This window comes from Bacteroides ovatus (assembly GCF_001314995.1).
GTDB lineage: Bacteria > Bacteroidota > Bacteroidia > Bacteroidales > Bacteroidaceae > Bacteroides > Bacteroides ovatus.
Window position 1 is genome coordinate 5,726,650 of record NZ_CP012938.1, and the last position, 18,023, is coordinate 5,744,672.

Annotated in this window: 8 protein-coding genes; 5 read left to right on the forward strand and 3 right to left on the reverse strand. The window is 43.0% G+C overall.

What is annotated here, in order from left to right; genetic code table 11:
• The first annotated feature begins 10 nt into the window (after nt 1–10).
• The 5 genes from Bovatus_RS21585 (at nt 11) to Bovatus_RS21605 (ending at nt 12,608) form a co-directional block, all read left to right on the forward strand.
• On the forward strand, nt 11–2,023 hold the full coding sequence (locus Bovatus_RS21585; protein WP_004301567.1) for a RagB/SusD family nutrient uptake outer membrane protein: 2,013 nt from the start codon (nt 11–13) through the stop codon (nt 2,021–2,023).
• A 46-nt stretch (nt 2,024–2,069) separates the two neighbouring features.
• Entirely contained in the window at nt 2,070–5,120 is a 3,051-nt protein-coding gene (locus Bovatus_RS21590) for a SusC/RagA family TonB-linked outer membrane protein (RefSeq protein WP_004301568.1), read from the forward strand.
• A gap of 21 nt (nt 5,121–5,141) precedes the next feature.
• The gene (locus Bovatus_RS21595; protein WP_004301569.1) at nt 5,142–6,863 is read left to right on the forward strand and encodes a RagB/SusD family nutrient uptake outer membrane protein; all 1,722 of its coding nucleotides are present in this window, start codon (nt 5,142–5,144) and stop codon (nt 6,861–6,863) included.
• 80 nt (nt 6,864–6,943) lie between these two features.
• Complete coding sequence (locus tag Bovatus_RS21600) at nt 6,944–9,028, forward strand: rhamnogalacturonan lyase family protein (RefSeq protein WP_004301570.1); 2,085 nt, start codon at nt 6,944–6,946, stop codon at nt 9,026–9,028.
• A gap of 181 nt (nt 9,029–9,209) precedes the next feature.
• Nucleotides 9,210–12,608: an exo-rhamnogalacturonan lyase family protein gene (locus Bovatus_RS21605; protein ID WP_004301571.1), complete on the forward strand. Its 3,399-nt coding sequence runs from the start codon at nt 9,210–9,212 to the stop codon at nt 12,606–12,608.
• Here the strand turns inward: Bovatus_RS21605 and Bovatus_RS21610 are convergent.
• The 3 genes from Bovatus_RS21610 to Bovatus_RS21620 all read right to left on the reverse strand — a co-directional run bounded on the left by Bovatus_RS21610 (nt 12,589) and on the right by Bovatus_RS21620 (nt 17,968).
• On the reverse strand, nt 12,589–14,349 hold the full coding sequence (locus Bovatus_RS21610; protein ID WP_004301572.1) for an ATP-binding protein: 1,761 nt from the start codon (nt 14,347–14,349) through the stop codon (nt 12,589–12,591). The genes Bovatus_RS21605 and Bovatus_RS21610 overlap by 20 nt on opposite strands.
• A 712-nt stretch (nt 14,350–15,061) precedes the next feature.
• The gene (locus Bovatus_RS21615; protein WP_004301576.1) at nt 15,062–16,696 is read right to left on the reverse strand and encodes a rhamnogalacturonan acetylesterase; all 1,635 of its coding nucleotides are present in this window, start codon (nt 16,694–16,696) and stop codon (nt 15,062–15,064) included.
• A gap of 129 nt (nt 16,697–16,825) precedes the next feature.
• Nucleotides 16,826–17,968 (reverse strand): glycoside hydrolase family 88/105 protein, encoded by a 1,143-nt coding sequence (locus tag Bovatus_RS21620; RefSeq protein WP_004301577.1) that lies wholly within the window; start codon nt 17,966–17,968, stop codon nt 16,826–16,828.
• Between the last annotated feature and the right edge of the window lie 55 nt (nt 17,969–18,023).

Here is an 18,023-nt window from a genome sequence, read left to right on the forward strand (position 1 = left end):
GAAAGATACAATGAAATTACAAAATAAATGGTTCATCGGTGCGATGTTGGGAGCGGCGGTTTGTTTGGTTTCCACTTCATGTGTGGACGAAATTAAATTCGGAAACTCTTTTTTGGATAAGGCACCGGGCGGAAATGCTACTATTGACACAGTGTTCAATAGTGCGGAATATACGCGCCAATTTTTGAATACCTGTTACAGTAGACAGTATTACGGATTACCTTATAATACGGACAGTAACGGTAATATTCCTGATTCTTCCAGTCCTTATTTAGGAAAGAAGGATGCGCTAACAGACTGCTGGTCACTTTATTTTAGTGACGCAACTGTATATCAGCAGTATTATTTGGGTTCTCTCAATGCCAACTATGGCACGCGTGGTAATATTTTCCCATATACACGGGAAATGGTATGGGAAGTAGTGCGCTGGTGCTGGTTGTTAATGGAAAATATAGATAGAGTGCCGGGCATGGATAGCACTGAAAAAACTCAGTTGGTGGCAGAAGCTAAATGCCTGATTGCGGCACGCTATTTTGATATGTTCCGTCATTATGGAGGTCTTCCATTGTTATATGCTTCATTCACCGGTACGGAGTCAGGTTATGAAATCCCCCGTGCTACGGTAGAGGAGACTGTTAACTACATGATAAAGATGTTGGATGATGCTATCAATTCCGGTGGATTGGTGTGGGCTTATGCTGATGCCGATCTTGCCAGCAAGGCCGGACACTGGACAAAGGCCGGTGCGATGGCATTGAAATGCAAAATCTGGCAATTTGCCGCTTCTCCGTTGTTTAACGATGTCAACGGATATGCAGGAGGAAACTCAGAGGCTGAACAGCAGCATCTGGTATGGTACGGCGGCTACCATGCGGAACTTTGGGATAACTGTTTGAAGGCTTGTGAAGCATTCTTTAAAGAGCTGGAGAGTCAAGGCGGATATAGCCTGAATAAGGCTTCGGAAGAAACACCGGAACAGTATCGGCAGGCATATCGTATGGGATATATTCGTCAGAACAGCAAGGAGGTCTTGCATTCTGTCCGCACGAATATGTCGGACGCTTTCAACTCAAGTTCTTATATGTGGCATTCCTGGGCTGTTCCGTCACTTTGTCGTACCGAATATCCGCCTACACAGGAATATGTGGAGATGTTCCCATGGGCCGACGGTACTCCGTTTGACTGGAAAAAGACGGAAACAGAAGGTAAGTTGGATGCAATGTTCCTGACCGGAACATTCAAAAATGGAGAACAACTATTGTCGGAAATCGTATTAACCCGTGATCCTCGTCTGTATGAGCATTGCATGGTAAACGGATTGCCGAAGATGTTAGACTGGAGTGCAGGAACAATGTCCGGTTTACCTTATGAATTGTGGGTCGGAGGATACGATGAAGGACAAAATGCTGCACTTGAATCAGGTAACTATGCGACTGGTTATAAAAATATGAAATATTATTTGGGAACAGAGTACCAACGTCAGTATACGCATTGGGTATATCTTCGTTTATCTGACATTTATTTAACTTATGCAGAGGCCTTGCTTCAAGCCAAGAATGATCACCGGGGTGCTATTGACCAAATGAATATAGTACGTGCCCGCGTAGGATTGAAGAAAGATTTGGCGGAGTGTGTTACAGATAAGAATTTACTTTCTGACAAAGCAGCCTTATTGGAAGAATTGCTGTGCGAGCGTGTTCGGGAATTGGGGCTTGAAGATAGCCGTTACTTTGATCTTGTCCGTTACAAGCGTGCCGATCGTTTCGAGAAGCGCCTGCACGGGTTGCTCGCCTATCGTTTGGATGATACCGGTAATCGTATAACGGGAAATGCTAAATGGAATGAAGGAGATAAGAACAAGGGGGCATTGCAGCCTACTCGTTTTGAATATGAAAGGTTTGAGTTATCCAAGCCGGTCCGTCGGTGGTGGACATACGGATTTGATCCCAAATGGTATCTTTCTCCATTCCCGCAAACGGAAATTAACAAAGGATATGGATTGATTCAGAATCCGGGTTGGTAATGTGAGACAGCGAAATAGATTAAAACAATATTGAATATTGATTTATATGAGAAAAAATAAGATTCTGATACTGGCTTTACTGGTTTGTTTGAGCATTCCGGTCAGAGCACAGAATACAGACAACAACATTATAGGTATTGTTGTTGATAAATCGGGAAACCCAGTCTATGGAGCGTCCGTTAATGTGGAAGGTGGCGCAGTGGAGACCCGGGTTGAAACTGATAAAGATGGTAAATTCGAGATTGCGGTCGAGAAAGGACAACGTTTGAGTGTCGTTTCTGTCGACAAAGGCTCTACCACAGTTGTGGCAAAGACTGATGGTCCGATGACTATTGTGATGGGATATGCAGCTCAGACTATTGATGTGGGAGCTAACCGGACATTCAGTCGTCATGAATCAACAGCAGCTGTTTCTACCACCTATAACGAAGAGTTTAATAAGCGGTCTTCCCGGAATATATCCAATTCTTTATATGGATATGGATTGGGCCTTACTACTTTGCAGAATGCGGCCAGTACCGGGTTAATGGCAGATCCTACCTTTTATGTACGTGGTTTGCAGAGCTTGTCAAGTAGTACACCGCTTGTGCTGGTTGACGGTTTGGAACGAGACATGAGCTTGGTGAGCCCAGAAGAAGTAGAATCCGTTTCCATCCTGAAAGATGCCGCGGCTGTGGCATTGTACGGATACAAAGGGGTGAACGGTGCGATCTTGATTACTACAAAGCGTGGTAAGTACAAAACAAAAGAGATAACTTTTACGTATGATCATATCATTAACACTCAGTCTCGACGTCCGGAATTTGTAGATGCAGCTACGTATGCTTCTGCAGTGAATGAAGCGCGTGGATATGAAGGTTTGGGAGCTCGGTATACTCCGGAAGAAGTCGATGCTTTCCGTAATGGAGTAGGTAGTGGAGGGGCTTCCCGTATGTACCCTTATCTCTATCCTAATGTGAACTGGATTGATGAAACCTTTAAAGACAGAGGAGTTTCTAATAAATATACGATCGAATTCCGTGGGGGAGGAGCAAAGTTCCGCTACTATACTATGGCGAATTTATTAACAGACAAAGGGTTTATCAAAACCCCGAATGCAAATGACGGATATTCTACACAGAATATGTATTCACGTGCTAATTTGCGTACAAATCTGGATATTGATTTAACCGCCACTACCAAATTGAAGTTGAATCTTCTCGGTACCTTGTCCGAATCTCGGATTCCGGGGGCTTCGGTTAACCTATGGGATATGATTTATTCGATTCCTTCTGCAGCTTTTCCGGTTCGTACGGAAGATGACAGTTGGGGAGGAAGTACTACTTGGGCGGGAACATCGAATCCTGTCGCACAATCGCAGGGAGCTGCTTATTCTAAAGGACACTCTCGCAGTTTGTTTGCCAACCTTACCTTGTCACAAGATTTATCTGGTTTGCTGAAAGGATTGGGAGCAAACTTTCGTTTAGCTTATGACAACTATTCCAATATTCTGGAAGACCATAGCAAGACTTATACGTATGCCGGTTATGCAACAAGCTGGACAACTAACGGTCCGTTTTATACTGCCATTTCAGGTGGCGAATCCAGTGAAATGGGTTCGGGTGCAGGTATTGACAACTGGGCGCGCCAATTTAACTTTGCAGGTAGTGTCGATTACAATCGCTCGTTTCGGAAGTGGGATGTGTATTCTCAATTCAAATGGGATTATGAGTATCGTGATTCATACGGATTGAACACTACTATTTATCGGCAAAATGTATCCTGGTATAATCATGTAGGTTTCTCTAATCGCTATTATTTGGATCTGGCATTGGTTGGCTCGGCCTCCAGTTTATTGGCACCGGGGCATAAATGGGCTTTCTCGCCTACCATTTCTGCTGCTTGGGTGCTTTCGGAAGAAAAATGGTTGAAAGATGTGTCTTGGGTGAACTTCCTGAAATTGCGCGCTTCGTTTGGAGTGATCAATGTTGATTATCTGCCTAAAGACGGAAGTACTACCGTATATGACTATTGGGATCAGATTTATACGACTACCGGTACGCAATATAAGTTTAACAGTAGTTACGACTCTGAATTCGGAAGTACTATTATCGGGCGCCTGGCAACTGCTAATTCGACACATGAGAAAGCGTATAAATACAATGTTGGTGTTGATGCCGTGTTGTTCAATGGACTGGACGTGACGGCAGAAGGCTATTACCAACGGAGAAAAGATATTTGGGTCTCTTCCGAAGGAAAATATACCGATGTGTTGGGCGTAGATGCTCCGTTCGAGAATGCCGGAATCGTTGATAGCTATGGCGTGGAACTAGGACTTAACTATACGAAACGGTTAGGAGATGTAGTGTTCAACCTTGGCGGTAATTTTGCTTGGAATAAGAATGAAATTAAGGAACAACTGGAAGAACCGCGTTTGTATAAGAATCTTGTGCAAACAGGAAATCGGTTGGGACAAGTATATGGAATGGTAGCTGAAGGTTTCTTCAAAGATAAAGAAGATATAGCAAACAGCCTTCCGCAAAACTTTAGTACGGTAGTGCCGGGAGACATAAAATATAAAGATGTGAATGGAGACGGAATCATTGATGCCAATGATAAAACAGCTATCGGTTATAGTACGACGGCTCCGGAAATTTATTATTCTTTCCATTTGGGAGCCGAATGGAAAGGGATTGGAGTAGATGTAATGTTTCAGGGAACAGGTAACTATTCTGCTGTCTTGAATACGAAGAGTATGTTTTGGCCGTTGATAAATAATACGACACTTTCTACTCATTATTATGAGAATCGTTGGACACCGGAAAATCAAAATGCCAAATATCCTCGTTTGAGTTCACAGAGTAATGCCAATAACTATCAGGCTAATACAGTTTGGTTGGCGGACCGGTCATTCTTGAAGTTACGTAACGCGGAGGTGTATTACAGATTTCCGGAAGAATGGATGAAGAAGACTAAGATATTGGGGAGTGCCAAGTTATATGTCAGAGGAACAGACTTGTTCTGTTCAGATCATATTGATGTGACAGATCCGGAATGTTATGGTGTAGCGACTCCGCTGAATAAGAGTGTAGTAGTCGGTGTTACGATTGGTTTTTAATCATAAAAACAAAGCGAAAGAATGAAACTGAAAAACATTATCTACGGAATGATGTGTGTAGCCGCACTCGGTTCCTGCTCAGATAAGATGGAATATCATGAGTACAATAATTATGATGAGGATTTTGTGAAGCTCAACTTCGGTAATGTAGGAGGGCTGATAACAAATATCTATTTGTCCATGGATGTGGACTTTGGAAACTATAGCGGGGCAATTCTTGGTTCTGCTACCGATGAGTCCGAATATGCTTATTCGGGAAATCAGATTGAAGACTTTTACAATGGTTCTTGGAGTCCGTCGAATGCTAAAAGTAGCATGTGGACGTCCTGTTATGAAGGGATAGCCAATTGTAATTTATATCTGGAGAAGTTTACCGGACTGACATTTCCCGAGTTGGCTTTGAACAGTGATTATGCACAACAGATGTTCCGCTATACCAATTACCAGTATGAGGTACGTTTCCTTCGTGCATATTTCTACTTTAACTTGGTACGGCAATATGGAGATGTGCCGTTTAGCGACCATATATTAACAGCCGAAGAATCGAATACGTTATCGCGCAGACCGGCACAGGAGATTTTTGATTATATCATAGCCGAATGTGATGATATTAAAGATAAGATTATCGTCGATTACAGTAAACTGGGAGATATGGCATTGCCTAGTAGTCCGGCGGAAACAGGACGTGCCAACCGTAAAACGGTATTGGCCTTGAAAGCTCGTGCAGCATTGTATGCGGCAAGTCCTTTATTTAATCCGACTGATAATAGAGAACTGTGGTATCGTGCAGCTAAAGCCAATAAGGAAATTTTAGATGACAGTAATGGGTTTGCTGAAAAGGCAAAACTCTTAGTGGAGGATTATTCATCACTTTGGAGCAAGGACAATTACAATGACGCTACTAATGAATTGATTTTTCTCCGTCGTGCCACTACTACCACTAATTCTTTTGAGGGATATAACTTCCCGGTAGGGTTGGAAAATTGTAAAGGTGGAAACTGTCCCACACAGACACTGGTGGATGCGTATGAGATGAAGGATACAGGGTTGCGTCCGGACGAGTTGGATAACTATGATCCTGCTAATCCTTATTATACCAACCGCGACCCTCGTTTCTATCTGACTATTGCCAAGAATGGGGACGAAAAGTGGCCTAACTGGAATACTGTTCCTCTGCAAACCTATCAGGGCGGACTAAATGCGGAGCCTTTGAGTGGCGGAACTCCGACTGGCTATTATCTGAAGAAGTATTGTCAGACGGCAGTAGACTTACGTGCCGGTACAGCTTCAAAGACCTATCATTCATGGATTACATTCCGTTTTGGAGAGTTCTATTTGAATTATGCGGAAGCTGTATATAAGTATCTGGGTAGTCCGTATGCAACGGATAATGAATTTACAACTTCGGCTGTGGATGCTATCAAAGTAGTTCGTACGCGTGCCGAGATGCCCGGATTCCCTCAAGGGATGACCAATGATGCTTTCTGGAAGAAATATCAGAATGAACGTATGGTAGAATTGGCCTTTGAAGGACATCGTTTTTGGGATGTACGTCGTTGGAAGGAGGGTGACAAACATTTCAAGAACATTGTTGAAATGAAGATTACGAAGAATGGGGATGATACTTATACGTATGAACGTAAGGTAAAAGAAAGAAGTTGGGATGATAAGATGTATTTCTTCCCGATTCCGCAGAGTGAAAAATCTAAGAATCCTAATTTGGAGCAGAATCCGGGGTGGTAACCCACAACCGGAATGCTGATGAATAGTGATAGGATATTCTTGCATAGAACGGATGTTTATAGAATAAAAAAACGAAAGAAATGAAGAAACATTATATAATACTGGGGCTGTTTTGTCTGCTGGCCATAGTTGCCTGCTCGGATAATGACCCCGTCGTTGAAGTGAACAATGGCAATCAGACGGAAGAGGAGTTGCCGCCTCTGCCTACTGAAGTTATAACGGGTAGCCGTGCAATGTGGGTTAGTTACGACCCGGCACCAAATGTTGACGCCAATAACTCTTCCGGCATATCATCCGCATTGATTAGCTGGAGATTACTGAAGACCGATCCGTCTAATGTTGCTTTTGATATTTATAAGTCGGTAGACGGCGAGACGGAAGTGAAATTGAATGAGAAACCTATTTCGAATACTACTTCTTGGGTGGATGCGGATATTGATGTATCAAAAACGAATGTATACCGGGTCACTCTTGCCAATCAGGCTGAAACGCTTTGCGATTATACCTTTACCTCTGAAATGGCAGAAAAGTTTTATCATGAGATTAGATTAAACATGAATGTACCCGATGCGTCGATTACATATTCTCCTGATGATATTCAGCTAGGTGACTTGGACGGTGACGGTGAATTGGAGATTGTGGTGAAGAGAGAACCGTATGATGGTGCCAACCAGGGGGGATGGAATAATGGTTCGACCTTGTTGGAAGCTTATAAGATGGATGGTACTTTTTTGTGGCAAATTGATTTGGGAATCAATATTCGTTCCGGTTCACATTATACTTCATATATTTTATACGATTTTGATGGAGATGGTTTATGTGAAATAGCTTTCCGCTCTTCAGAAGGTACAAAGTTTGGGGATGGTAAGGGCATTACCGATGCTTATGGTAATGTGAACGATTATCGAATTCGTCAGACTGACGCTGTGGGCTGGTATTCGGGAGCAAGTATTAATACAATTTGCGGTTTGATAATGGAAGGTCCCGAATATATCTCTATTTGCCGTGGATATGATGGACGTGAAATTACCCGGGTGGATAATATTCCTCGTGGTGGAAGTGGTTCAAAAGCGTCGCGTGCTAAATATTGGAGTGAATATTGGGGAGATGATTACGGAAACCGCATGGACCGTTTCTTTATCGGGGTGGCTTATCTGGATGGTATACCTGACGAAGCGACCGGAGTGAGAACAAGCAACCCCAGTCTGATCATCAGTAGAGGTATTTATCATAATTGGCAAGTATGGGCACTCGATTTGAAAGGGAATAAACTGGAAACCCGTTGGAAGTTTGATACAGCCGAACATTCTTCAAAATGGTTGTCCATGTGTTCGCATAGTTTTCGTGTAGCGGACTTGGACGATGATGGAAAAGATGAAATCTTGTATGGTTCTGCGGCTATAGATGATGATGGAAGCGAATTGTGGTGTACCGGAAACGGTCATGGTGACTGTTTATGTGTTGGCAAATTTATAAAAGACCGTTCAGGATTGCAAATTGTTGCTTCATTTGAAGAACCGGGCAATTATAATGGACAAGGACACGGTTATGGATGTCAAGTGATTGATGCAAGAGATGGTGGCTTGATTACCGGCCATGGAGCGGGTTCGACTACTGATGTCGGTCGTTGTATTGTGGCAGATATCGATCCGGATAGCCCGAATTTTGAGTACTGGTCTTCTTTGCAGGAAGGGGTATTCAGTTGTAGTGGCAGTGGATTGGTATCCAGTACATATCCTACAGGTATTGGTGGTGGAGTTTTGTATAATGTAGCCATTTATTGGAGCGGGCAGCCGACAAGAGAAATGCTGGACCGTGCTTGTGTCGTGAGCTATAAAGAGAACCCTGATGTAAACAAGACGAATAAGACTCGTTTGGTATATTTTGGAACTTACGGTAGCAATGACGGTAACCATAGCACCAAATACAATCCTTGTTACTATGGTGATTTTCTCGGTGACTATCGTGAAGAAGTAATAATGGGTTCAAGTGACATGAAATCTATTTATATATTCTCCACGAATCATCCTACCGAATTCCGTCTTCCTCACTTGATGACCGATCATAATTATGATATGTCTCAAGCGATGCAGAATATGGGATATAACCAGGGAACTAACTTAGGTTACTATGTAGGTGCTGAAACTTTGAAAAAAGCAGAATAAAAAGGTTTTTGAATAAGAAATCTCTTATTTGATATGAGTTTGTTGAAAAAGAACAATCCGGCTAACTGTCGGGTTGTTCTTTTTTTCATAGTTGAACGAATCGCCATATATATGGATAATATTCTATTTCTTAATTGATCGGCTCTCCCTACCTTTGTAAGGTGAGATAGCAAATATACATATGAAAAAACTCTTTATCCTTTTGTTCCTCTTCATCACTTTAGGAACAAACGCACAAAACAATAAAGTTTCCGGCCTCAACGCCCGCCAGTTTCATAAATATTGGAAGGTAGAGTCGGAATCTCCGGATTATAAAGTGACATTTCAGGGTGATACCGCTGAAATACTATCTCCTAAAGGCCTTACCTTATGGAGGAAAGAAAAGATGAGCGGGCGGGTAACCATTGAATATGATGCGTGTGTAGTTGTAGAAAAAGAAGGAGACCGTTTGAGTGACCTGAATTGCTTTTGGATGGCTTCGGACCCCAAGCATCCTGATAATATATGGAAACGTGAGAAGTGGCGTAGCGGAATCTTTCTGAATTGTTATTCTTTGCAACTCTATTACATGGGATATGGTGGAAATTATAACTCTACTACACGCTTCCGTCGTTATGACGGCAATGAAGCAGGAATCACAGATCCCAAAGTACGTCCTGCCATATTGAAAGAATATACAGATACCGAACATTTGCTAAAAGCGAATCACTGGTATCACATTAAGATAACAAATGAAAATAATAGGGTTAGTTATTACATAGACGGCAAGCGACTGGTGGACTTCCGCGATGCCGAACCTCTGACAGAAGGATGGTTCGGCTTTCGTACCACCTTATCCCGTACCCGCATTACAAACTTCCGCTATGAATGTTTGCCGCCCCAAACGTCTACTGTTCCTTTACATTGGATCGGCAATACTCCTGAACAAGACAAAGCTGTAAGCTTCGGAGTTCCTTTTGATGAAGGCTACCTATTTCCAGAAACTTCATTGCGGTTAAAAACAGATAGAAATCAAGAGATTCCGGTAGATACTTGGCCATTGGCTTACTGGCCGGATGGTTCCGTGAAATGGAGCGGAGTTGCCGGAGTCATTCCTGCCGGAACAGAAAGACTGACATTAGAAAAAGCCCCCCGGAAAGCAAAAACTATCAATAAACAGCCTAATACTTCTATTGCAATCACTGAAACGCCTGAAGATATTCAAATTGAAACAGGGCTAATTTCCGTATTTATTCCCCGACGCGGAGATTTCCTGATTGATAGCCTATTATATAAGGGAACTAAAGTAGGAGAGAAAGCGCGTCTGATTTGTAATACGCAAAACGAGCCGATTCAAGAAAATACATCTCAAATATCTTTTACTCATTACATAGGAGAAATAAAATCAGTAACCATAGAACGTCTGGGCTCTGTACGGGCACTTGTAAAGTTGGAAGGGATACATCGGAACAGGAATAAGAAGATTGATACGAATCACTCTGAAGGGGAAGGGAACTATGCGAATAACTCTGATATGAACAAACGGAATAACCGTGAGTGGCTTCCTTTTGTGGTACGTCTCTACTTTTATGGTGGTAGTGAACAGATCAAAATGGTACATAGCTTCATCTATGACGGAGATCAGAAGAAAGATTTCATTCGTAGTTTGGGTATCCGTTTCGATGTTCCTATGCGTGAAGCTCTGTATAATCGTCATATTGCTTTTTCGTGTGCAGATGGAGGAGTGTGGAGCGAGCCGGTACAACCATTGGTAGGGCGTCGCATACTCACTTTAAATAAGACAGATAATAAGAAAAACAGTAATGAAAAGAAAGATGCACAACAGATGCCGACTGATGAACCCTCCCTGCAACAGCAGCAAATGGAAGGCAAACGTATTCCGCCTTATGAATCTTTCGATGAAAAGAACCGCTCTCTGCTCGATAACTGGGCTTCATGGAATGACTACCGTCTGTCTCAACTCACTGCCGATGCTTTCTCCATTCGTAAACGTGCCAATAACGATAATCCCTGGATAGGAACCTTTTCCGGCACACGTAGCGATGGATATATTTTTGTCGGAGATATTACCGGAGGATTAGGACTTTGTATGCATGACTTTTGGCAGTCTTATCCCTCTTCTATTGAAATTTCAGACGCACGAACCCCGGTAGCTACCCTTACCGCCTGGTTGTGGAGTCCGGAGTCCGAGCCTATGGATTTACGGCATTATGATCGTATAGCTCATGACCTGAATGCCAGCTATGAAGATGTCCAGGAAGGTATGAGCACGCCATACGGCATTGCCCGTACAACTACGTTGACACTGATCCCACAAAGTGGCTATGCCGGAAAAAAGGCTTTTGCTGATTATGCCAAACAATTTTCTAGCCCTAGTCTGTTAATGCCAACCCCGAATTATCTTCATGCCCGCCAGGCTTTCGGGATATGGAGTCTCCCCGACCGTACTACTCCATTCCGTACTCGTGTAGAAGACCGCTTGGATGCTTACATTGACTTCTATCAGAAAGCAATCGAACAAAACAAGTGGTACGGTTTCTGGAATTATGGTGATGTGATGCACGCTTATGACCCTGTTCGTCATACCTGGCGTTACGATGTCGGAGGATTTGCCTGGGACAATACGGAACTGGCTTCTAATATGTGGCTATGGTATAATTTCCTCCGTACCGGGCGTATTGATATTTGGCGTATGGCAGAAGCTATGACGCGTCATACAGGCGAAGTGGATGTCTATCATATCGGTCCCAATGCCGGATTAGGCAGTCGGCATAATGTAAGTCATTGGGGATGCGGAGCTAAAGAAGCGCGAATCAGCCAGGCCGCCTGGAACCGTTTCTACTATTACCTTACTACAGACGAACGTTGCGGTGATTTAATGACTGAAGTGAAGGATGCCGACCACAAACTCTATGACTTGGACCCTATGCGCCTGGCCCAACCTCGCAGTGAATATCCTTGTACCGCTCCCGCCCGTTTGCGTATCGGTCCCGACTGGCTGGCTTATGCCGGTAATTGGATGACAGAATGGGAGCGCACAGGTAACACTGCTTATCGTGATAAAATAATAGCAGGAATGAAAAGCATTGCCGTCCTGCCTAACCGCCTCTTTACCGGCCCCAAAGCTCTAGGATTTGATCCGTCAACAGGAATCATCACAACCGAATGTGACCCCAAATTGGAAACAACCAACCATTTAATGACGATCATGGGCGGATTTGAGATAGCCAATGAAATGATGCGTATGATTGATATACCCGAATGGAAAGACGCCTGGCTTGATCATGCTGCACGTTACAAGAAGAAAGCATGGGAACTTAGCCATAGCCGTTTTCGTGTCTCCCGTCTGATGGCTTACGCAGCTTATCACTTGCGCAATACCCAAATGGCTGAAGAAGCCTGGAAAGATTTGTTTACCCGGTTGGAACATACACCTGCACCGCCTTTCCGCATCACTACCATACTTCCGCCGGAAGTACCGTCTCCATTAGATGAATGTACGAGCATTAGCACGAATGATGCTGCTCTTTGGAGCTTGGATGCTATTTATATGCAGGAAGTTATTCCGAAGGATGAATAGCAGAAGCATTTATTTCTTCACATTTCACCATATCCCAACCTTGGAACTGAATTAATAATAGGTGAAGTGTCGTTCCAGTAGCCAGTTTCTGCACAACTTTATCCTTACTGTATCGCAACAGTTGCTGTCTTCCTTCTTCTGCTTGGGCTTCAAGTTCAGCATTGGTAGCTGTACGTGTAGCGTATTTCAACTCCAGGATATAGCTGTGTTCTATATCGGAATAACGCATTTTGTCCGGCAATAGGAAGAAGTCACAATAGCCATAGTTCATTTCCAGTTCCGGCTGTACGAGATAATAAGAAGCAATGGCAAGATAGGCTTTTAGGAAACCTTGCAGGTTTCTTTCCCCTTCTATCGCATCACGTATGGAAGAGTTCTCCCGATAGGCACGGGCGATGGTTTCGAAGAATGGTTGCCAATGACCATCGAAGGCGAAATCATCTATCAAGTCTTTCAGATGTGAAAGATTCAGGGTATGGGCCTGTTGATAGTAGTCGCGCAAGAATCCAAGGTACTGCTCGCGCACACAATTGTTAGGTATGCACATTTTCAGACGGTCGCCACGGGTGCCGCACATGGTAAGTAAACCATAATAATAGAGCAGGCTTCGGAAGTTCTCTATATCTGCTATCTTTTCTGACGGGAACGAAGTATGTAAGTCTACCAGTATTTCACCTTTTGCCGCAATTTCTTCGATAGTACTCATGCGGCTTCCCTCATGGGTGTTGTCGTGGTCAATGCGTGCCAGCATTTTCAGTTTACTGTAATCCGTACGGATATTCTTGTCTACCATATTTTCGGGTGGACGGTGAAAATCAATTTGGTTACGTAAATAGTATAAAGTCATATCGCAATTAAACACACGGTCGTTGTCCAAAGATGTTCTGGCGAAGCAATAATTGTCATACCACGGTTTCATTTCTGTAATCATCGCTTCTACATCACCGACCAGCTTTCCATTTTGTTGGTAATAACGGAGCATTTCACGTACTTCAGTTTCATCAAATCCTATCATGGCATTAAAACGGGAATCAGTCGATATATTCCAGTCAATATTATACCCGCTAGATAAATCATCCAGTGTGATAGGGCTGACTCCCATTAGGAAAATTCGGTCAAACATACCTTTGAACTGCTTGAAGTATTCACGGTAGAAGCCGCTGGCATGAGTCAGGTCATGGAACATTTTCTGTCCGTGTTCGCTCAATATGACGTTGGTAAAGTTGTCATATTCGTCAATTATCAGATAGAGAGGATATCCTTTTTCTTTAGCCTTTACTTCTATATATGATAATTTTGCTTTAGCGCTTTCAATGCTTTCTACTGTTGACTTGAAATCTTCATCATAATAAGATGCGTATGCATGGGCAAACTGGTTGATGATGATACTGCAATATTCATTAAAGCTACTCATCAAATCTGCTCCCGGCAGTGAGCAGCCTGCTTTTGAGAAGTCGAAGAAAAGGACTTGGAAACTGTTATGTTGTTTGGTTGGACGGCTTCCTATCCATAAGTCACCGAAATACTTGTCGAAGTTATCCTTCTGTATTATGTCGTAATAAGTACGCATCATGCTTAGGAATAAGCTTTTTCCGAAACGTCTCGGACGAATAAGGAAAAGGTAACTGGGCATTTCCTCGATAAGGGGCAGATACATGGTTTTATCGACGAAATAGAAGTTTTCGTTCCGCATCCGGTTGAAGTCGGATATTCCGTATGGTATTCCTTTCACTTGGCTCATATTGGCAGGCTTTTAATTTGTACAGGCAAAGTTAATCTATTCCGTGGAATAAATCAATGATTTGCGACTGTATTATGTTGGATACGAACATTCATTTTTCCCTTGAATGGGGATGAACATATCCTGTCCAGATGTTCTGTTTTTAAGATTATATTAGAAAATAACCGTTGCGAAATTGATGAATCAGAGAAAAAACTGCATAAATAAGTGCAATAATATGCAGAAATATAGGCGAAAAGTGAATAATATCAGACAGAATATGCGTCTTTTCTAACGGAAAAAGAGTTCGTTAGGTTTAAACCAACAGGGTGATCCTCACCGATGAACGCTATCTTCCTCACCGATGAACTTGTCCTTCATCGGTGAGGAAGATATAAATGTGCTTTTTTAAGCTAGTTTTTCTCTGATTTACCTGGACTTTTGAATAAGAAAATAATAACATAATGGAAGATTAATCCCTGAATCGATATCGACTTGCAAGTGTTGTAGGATAAAATAGGTGTGAAATGCTAGATAAACTCTATAAATGATAAGAATGAGGATTTGCGTGTTGACAAATGTCGGAGCTTTTTTATTCTTCTTCATCTGCTATGCTGTTTTCTCCATTCTGCACTGCTTAAATATTCCTTTTTTAAGATAGAATATTTAAACAGTCCGGATAGTCTATATTTCCCTTTAGTCCTTTGCTATCTTTACAGGATTCTCTTTCGTATTATTTCAAATACTCTTTTAATGGACAATCGGTCTTTTTCAACCCTTTAGCAATGCTTTTCGCATTCATGTGCGCTCCTTTCAAGGAAGTGTGCGTATGATCATGATTATAGTAGGTAATCGCTTTCTTGATACCAACCTTTTCCAATTTATCGGCACTAATTTTATTTAAATCAATGAAATAAGCCCCGGTAGCTTCAGCTGCTTCACGTGTCCATTTACCGAAAGACTCTGTGTTGCGTTCTATCTTTCCCTCTTTCCATTTGTTGCGTGGAGTATGGCTTAAAACGATGGGAATGGCGCCTTTCTCCTGAACGTCCATGATGAACTTCCGAAGATACCAGCCAAACGTATAAATAACCTGATACTTACTGGTCTTTTCCATTAAAAATACTTTGCTCTCGTCACCGGAACCACGTAATTCGGCACGGGCCTTTCCTACATTAATATCTCCTGCATCATTATGTCCGAACTGAATCAGAACGAAGTCTCCCGGTTGCAAAGCATTATATACCTTATCCCAACGACCTTCGTCCAGGAAAGTGCGGGCACTGCGTCCTGCCATGGCACGGTTTTCTACAGATATTTTATTCAGATTGAACTCGTCGGCGATTACGCTTCCCCAACCCCACATACCATTTTTGTCTTTATCCTCATTTCGGACCGTACTGTCTCCGATGGTAAACAATACCGGACGTCCATCTTTACGGCTGGAACCTGTTACAGTATCTTTCTCAATGGGCTTTAGATAATTGGCCAATTCCAGTCCCTCATAAGCACGTATTCCATCCGCAGCAGATTCCGCATTGACTTTAGCACCGAAAGCACTTGTGTGTATACGGTCGATGTAGAACATATATTTCACCTTATTCTTACCGAACTTCTCGAATTTGCGGGCACTGATATCATTCAAATCAATAAAAGGAACCCCCTGTTCTTCGGCTACTTGCTTTGCCCACAATCCGAAAGTCTTGTTGACACGTGTGATGATGGTGCTGTCTTTATCTTCCCAGGCATTGCGGGGAGTAAGCGAGAATAGGATCGGATGAGCACCTTTTGCTTTTACATCCTGAATAAAACGGCGCATATATTCCCCGTATGTATATACGGTTTCTTTCACTCCGGTCTCTTTGATGGTTACGTTCAGCGTATCTTTGCCGATTCCCGGAATAGAGGCGCGGGCACGTCCGCTGTCATAAGGACCATTGTCATTGTGTCCCAATTCGATGATAACCCAGTCTCCGGGGCGTACACCTTTGATTACATCCGGCCAAAGACGGTTGTAGAAAGTACGGCTGCTGGTACCTCCCAACGCATGATTCTCAACAGTAATCCGGTTGGAATCGAAATATTCACCAGCAAAATAGCCCCATCCCCATTGTCCGTTGTTGCCATTGCCTAAAGTTCCGGTACGCATGGTCGAATTACCTACCAGAAACAGAACAGGGTTGTCACCTTTCCGGCTGGAACCGGCTTCCGGTCGCGAGGTACGTGCTTTATTCAGGCTATCCAGCGTGTTGTCAACCACCTGATTGACATCTGCCATGGGAGCGGAAACTTTATTTTGCGCTTGCAGTTGCAAACTGAACGTAATGGCTGTCAGCCAACATATATACGGGAATAATTTGTTTTTCATGAATCTGTTTTCTTTGAAATCCCTCACTGACCGGTGTCTAAACAGTCAGTGAGGGAACTAGCTACTAACTAACCTCTAACTAAACCTAATGAATGATTATCTTTAAACCTAATGAAAAAACTGTGTATGTTATTTTAATTTATAAACTTCTGTTCCGGCAAGCAGGAAACAACCGACTCCGTAGTCTTCAAAGTCGGGCACACTCTTATAAGTAACCGGCTGTCCGTCTTTAGGCTCTTTGCCTGTTCCCTGCACATATCCCAGGAATCCGTTCGGATGTACGGCATCTTTCACCATAGCGTTCCATGCTTTTAAAAGGACGGGAAGATACTCTTTACGGTCGAGCAATCCGTTGCGGACTCCCCAAGCCATACCATAAACAAATAAGGCTGTACCGGAAGTCTCTTTTCCTCCGAAGTTCGTCGGGTCGTGAAGACTGACATTCCAGAAACCATCTTCACGCTGACATTTCTTCAAAGCCTTGCTCATGGTCAGGAAATCATTGATATAGTCCTGACGGTGTTTCTCATCAGAAGGAATCTCATCCAATACACGTACCAAGGCAGCATATACCCATCCGTTTCCACGACTCCAATAGCAATCTTCGCCATTCGGCTCTTTATATGGAGGATTAAAATCCTGATCGCGCCACCACAGGCCGTCTTTGGGGTTGAACATACCCGTTTTATCGTGTTGGCTGCGTGTGTAGTAGTACATATCCCACATCTTATCGTAGTATTTCTGTTCTCCGGTCATCTTTCCGAATTTAGCGAAGATAGGCATTGCCATTTGCACAGCATCAATCCACCACCAGTCGTTCACCTGCGGGGTGTTCACCACCATATCGATACTTGCTTTGATATTCCGAATCATGTTCGGGTCTGACGGGCAGATTTTATAGATATCAATGTACGCCTGTCCGCAACAATGGTCGTCCGCATTACGGGTAGTATTGCCGTTGCGCATTCCCCATTTGTGGAAATCGGCCCAGTCGTAAGTATACTTATAATAATCCTCACGCGGATAAATAGAATAGAGAGCCATCAATCCTTCATAATATACACCACGCGTCCATATATTGCTGGGACGTACACGACCGTAAAAACTGGGAGTAGTGTAATCGGCATACTTTTTCATAAAGTAGTCATTAACCTTTATGATATTCTCTAAAGTCTCTTTTTGTGTCGGGAGTTCTTGTGCTGCGACCGTATGGACTGGTATCAGACAAGAAAGAAGCAATCCTGTAAAGAGTAAGAATAGTGGTTTCTTCATGGTACAATAGTTCTGTTTTATTAATTTGCTGTTTATACTAATTTCTATGGCAAAG

Excerpts from the sequence above, each read along its gene's own strand:
- Bovatus_RS21585 (WP_004301567.1), top strand. The coding sequence starts at position 11 with ATGAAATTACAAAATAAATGGTTCATCGGTGCGATGTTGGGAGCGGCG.
- Bovatus_RS21610 (WP_004301572.1), bottom strand. The coding sequence starts at position 14,349 with ATGAGCCAAGTGAAAGGAATACCATACGGAATATCCGACTTCAACCGG.
- Bovatus_RS21595 (WP_004301569.1), top strand. The coding sequence starts at position 5,142 with ATGAAACTGAAAAACATTATCTACGGAATGATGTGTGTAGCCGCACTC.
- Bovatus_RS21590 (WP_004301568.1), top strand. The coding sequence starts at position 2,070 with ATGAGAAAAAATAAGATTCTGATACTGGCTTTACTGGTTTGTTTGAGC.
- Bovatus_RS21620 (WP_004301577.1), bottom strand. The coding sequence starts at position 17,968 with ATGAAGAAACCACTATTCTTACTCTTTACAGGATTGCTTCTTTCTTGT.
- Bovatus_RS21600 (WP_004301570.1), top strand. The coding sequence starts at position 6,944 with ATGAAGAAACATTATATAATACTGGGGCTGTTTTGTCTGCTGGCCATA.
- Bovatus_RS21615 (WP_004301576.1), bottom strand. The coding sequence starts at position 16,696 with ATGAAAAACAAATTATTCCCGTATATATGTTGGCTGACAGCCATTACG.
- Bovatus_RS21605 (WP_004301571.1), top strand. The coding sequence starts at position 9,210 with ATGAAAAAACTCTTTATCCTTTTGTTCCTCTTCATCACTTTAGGAACA.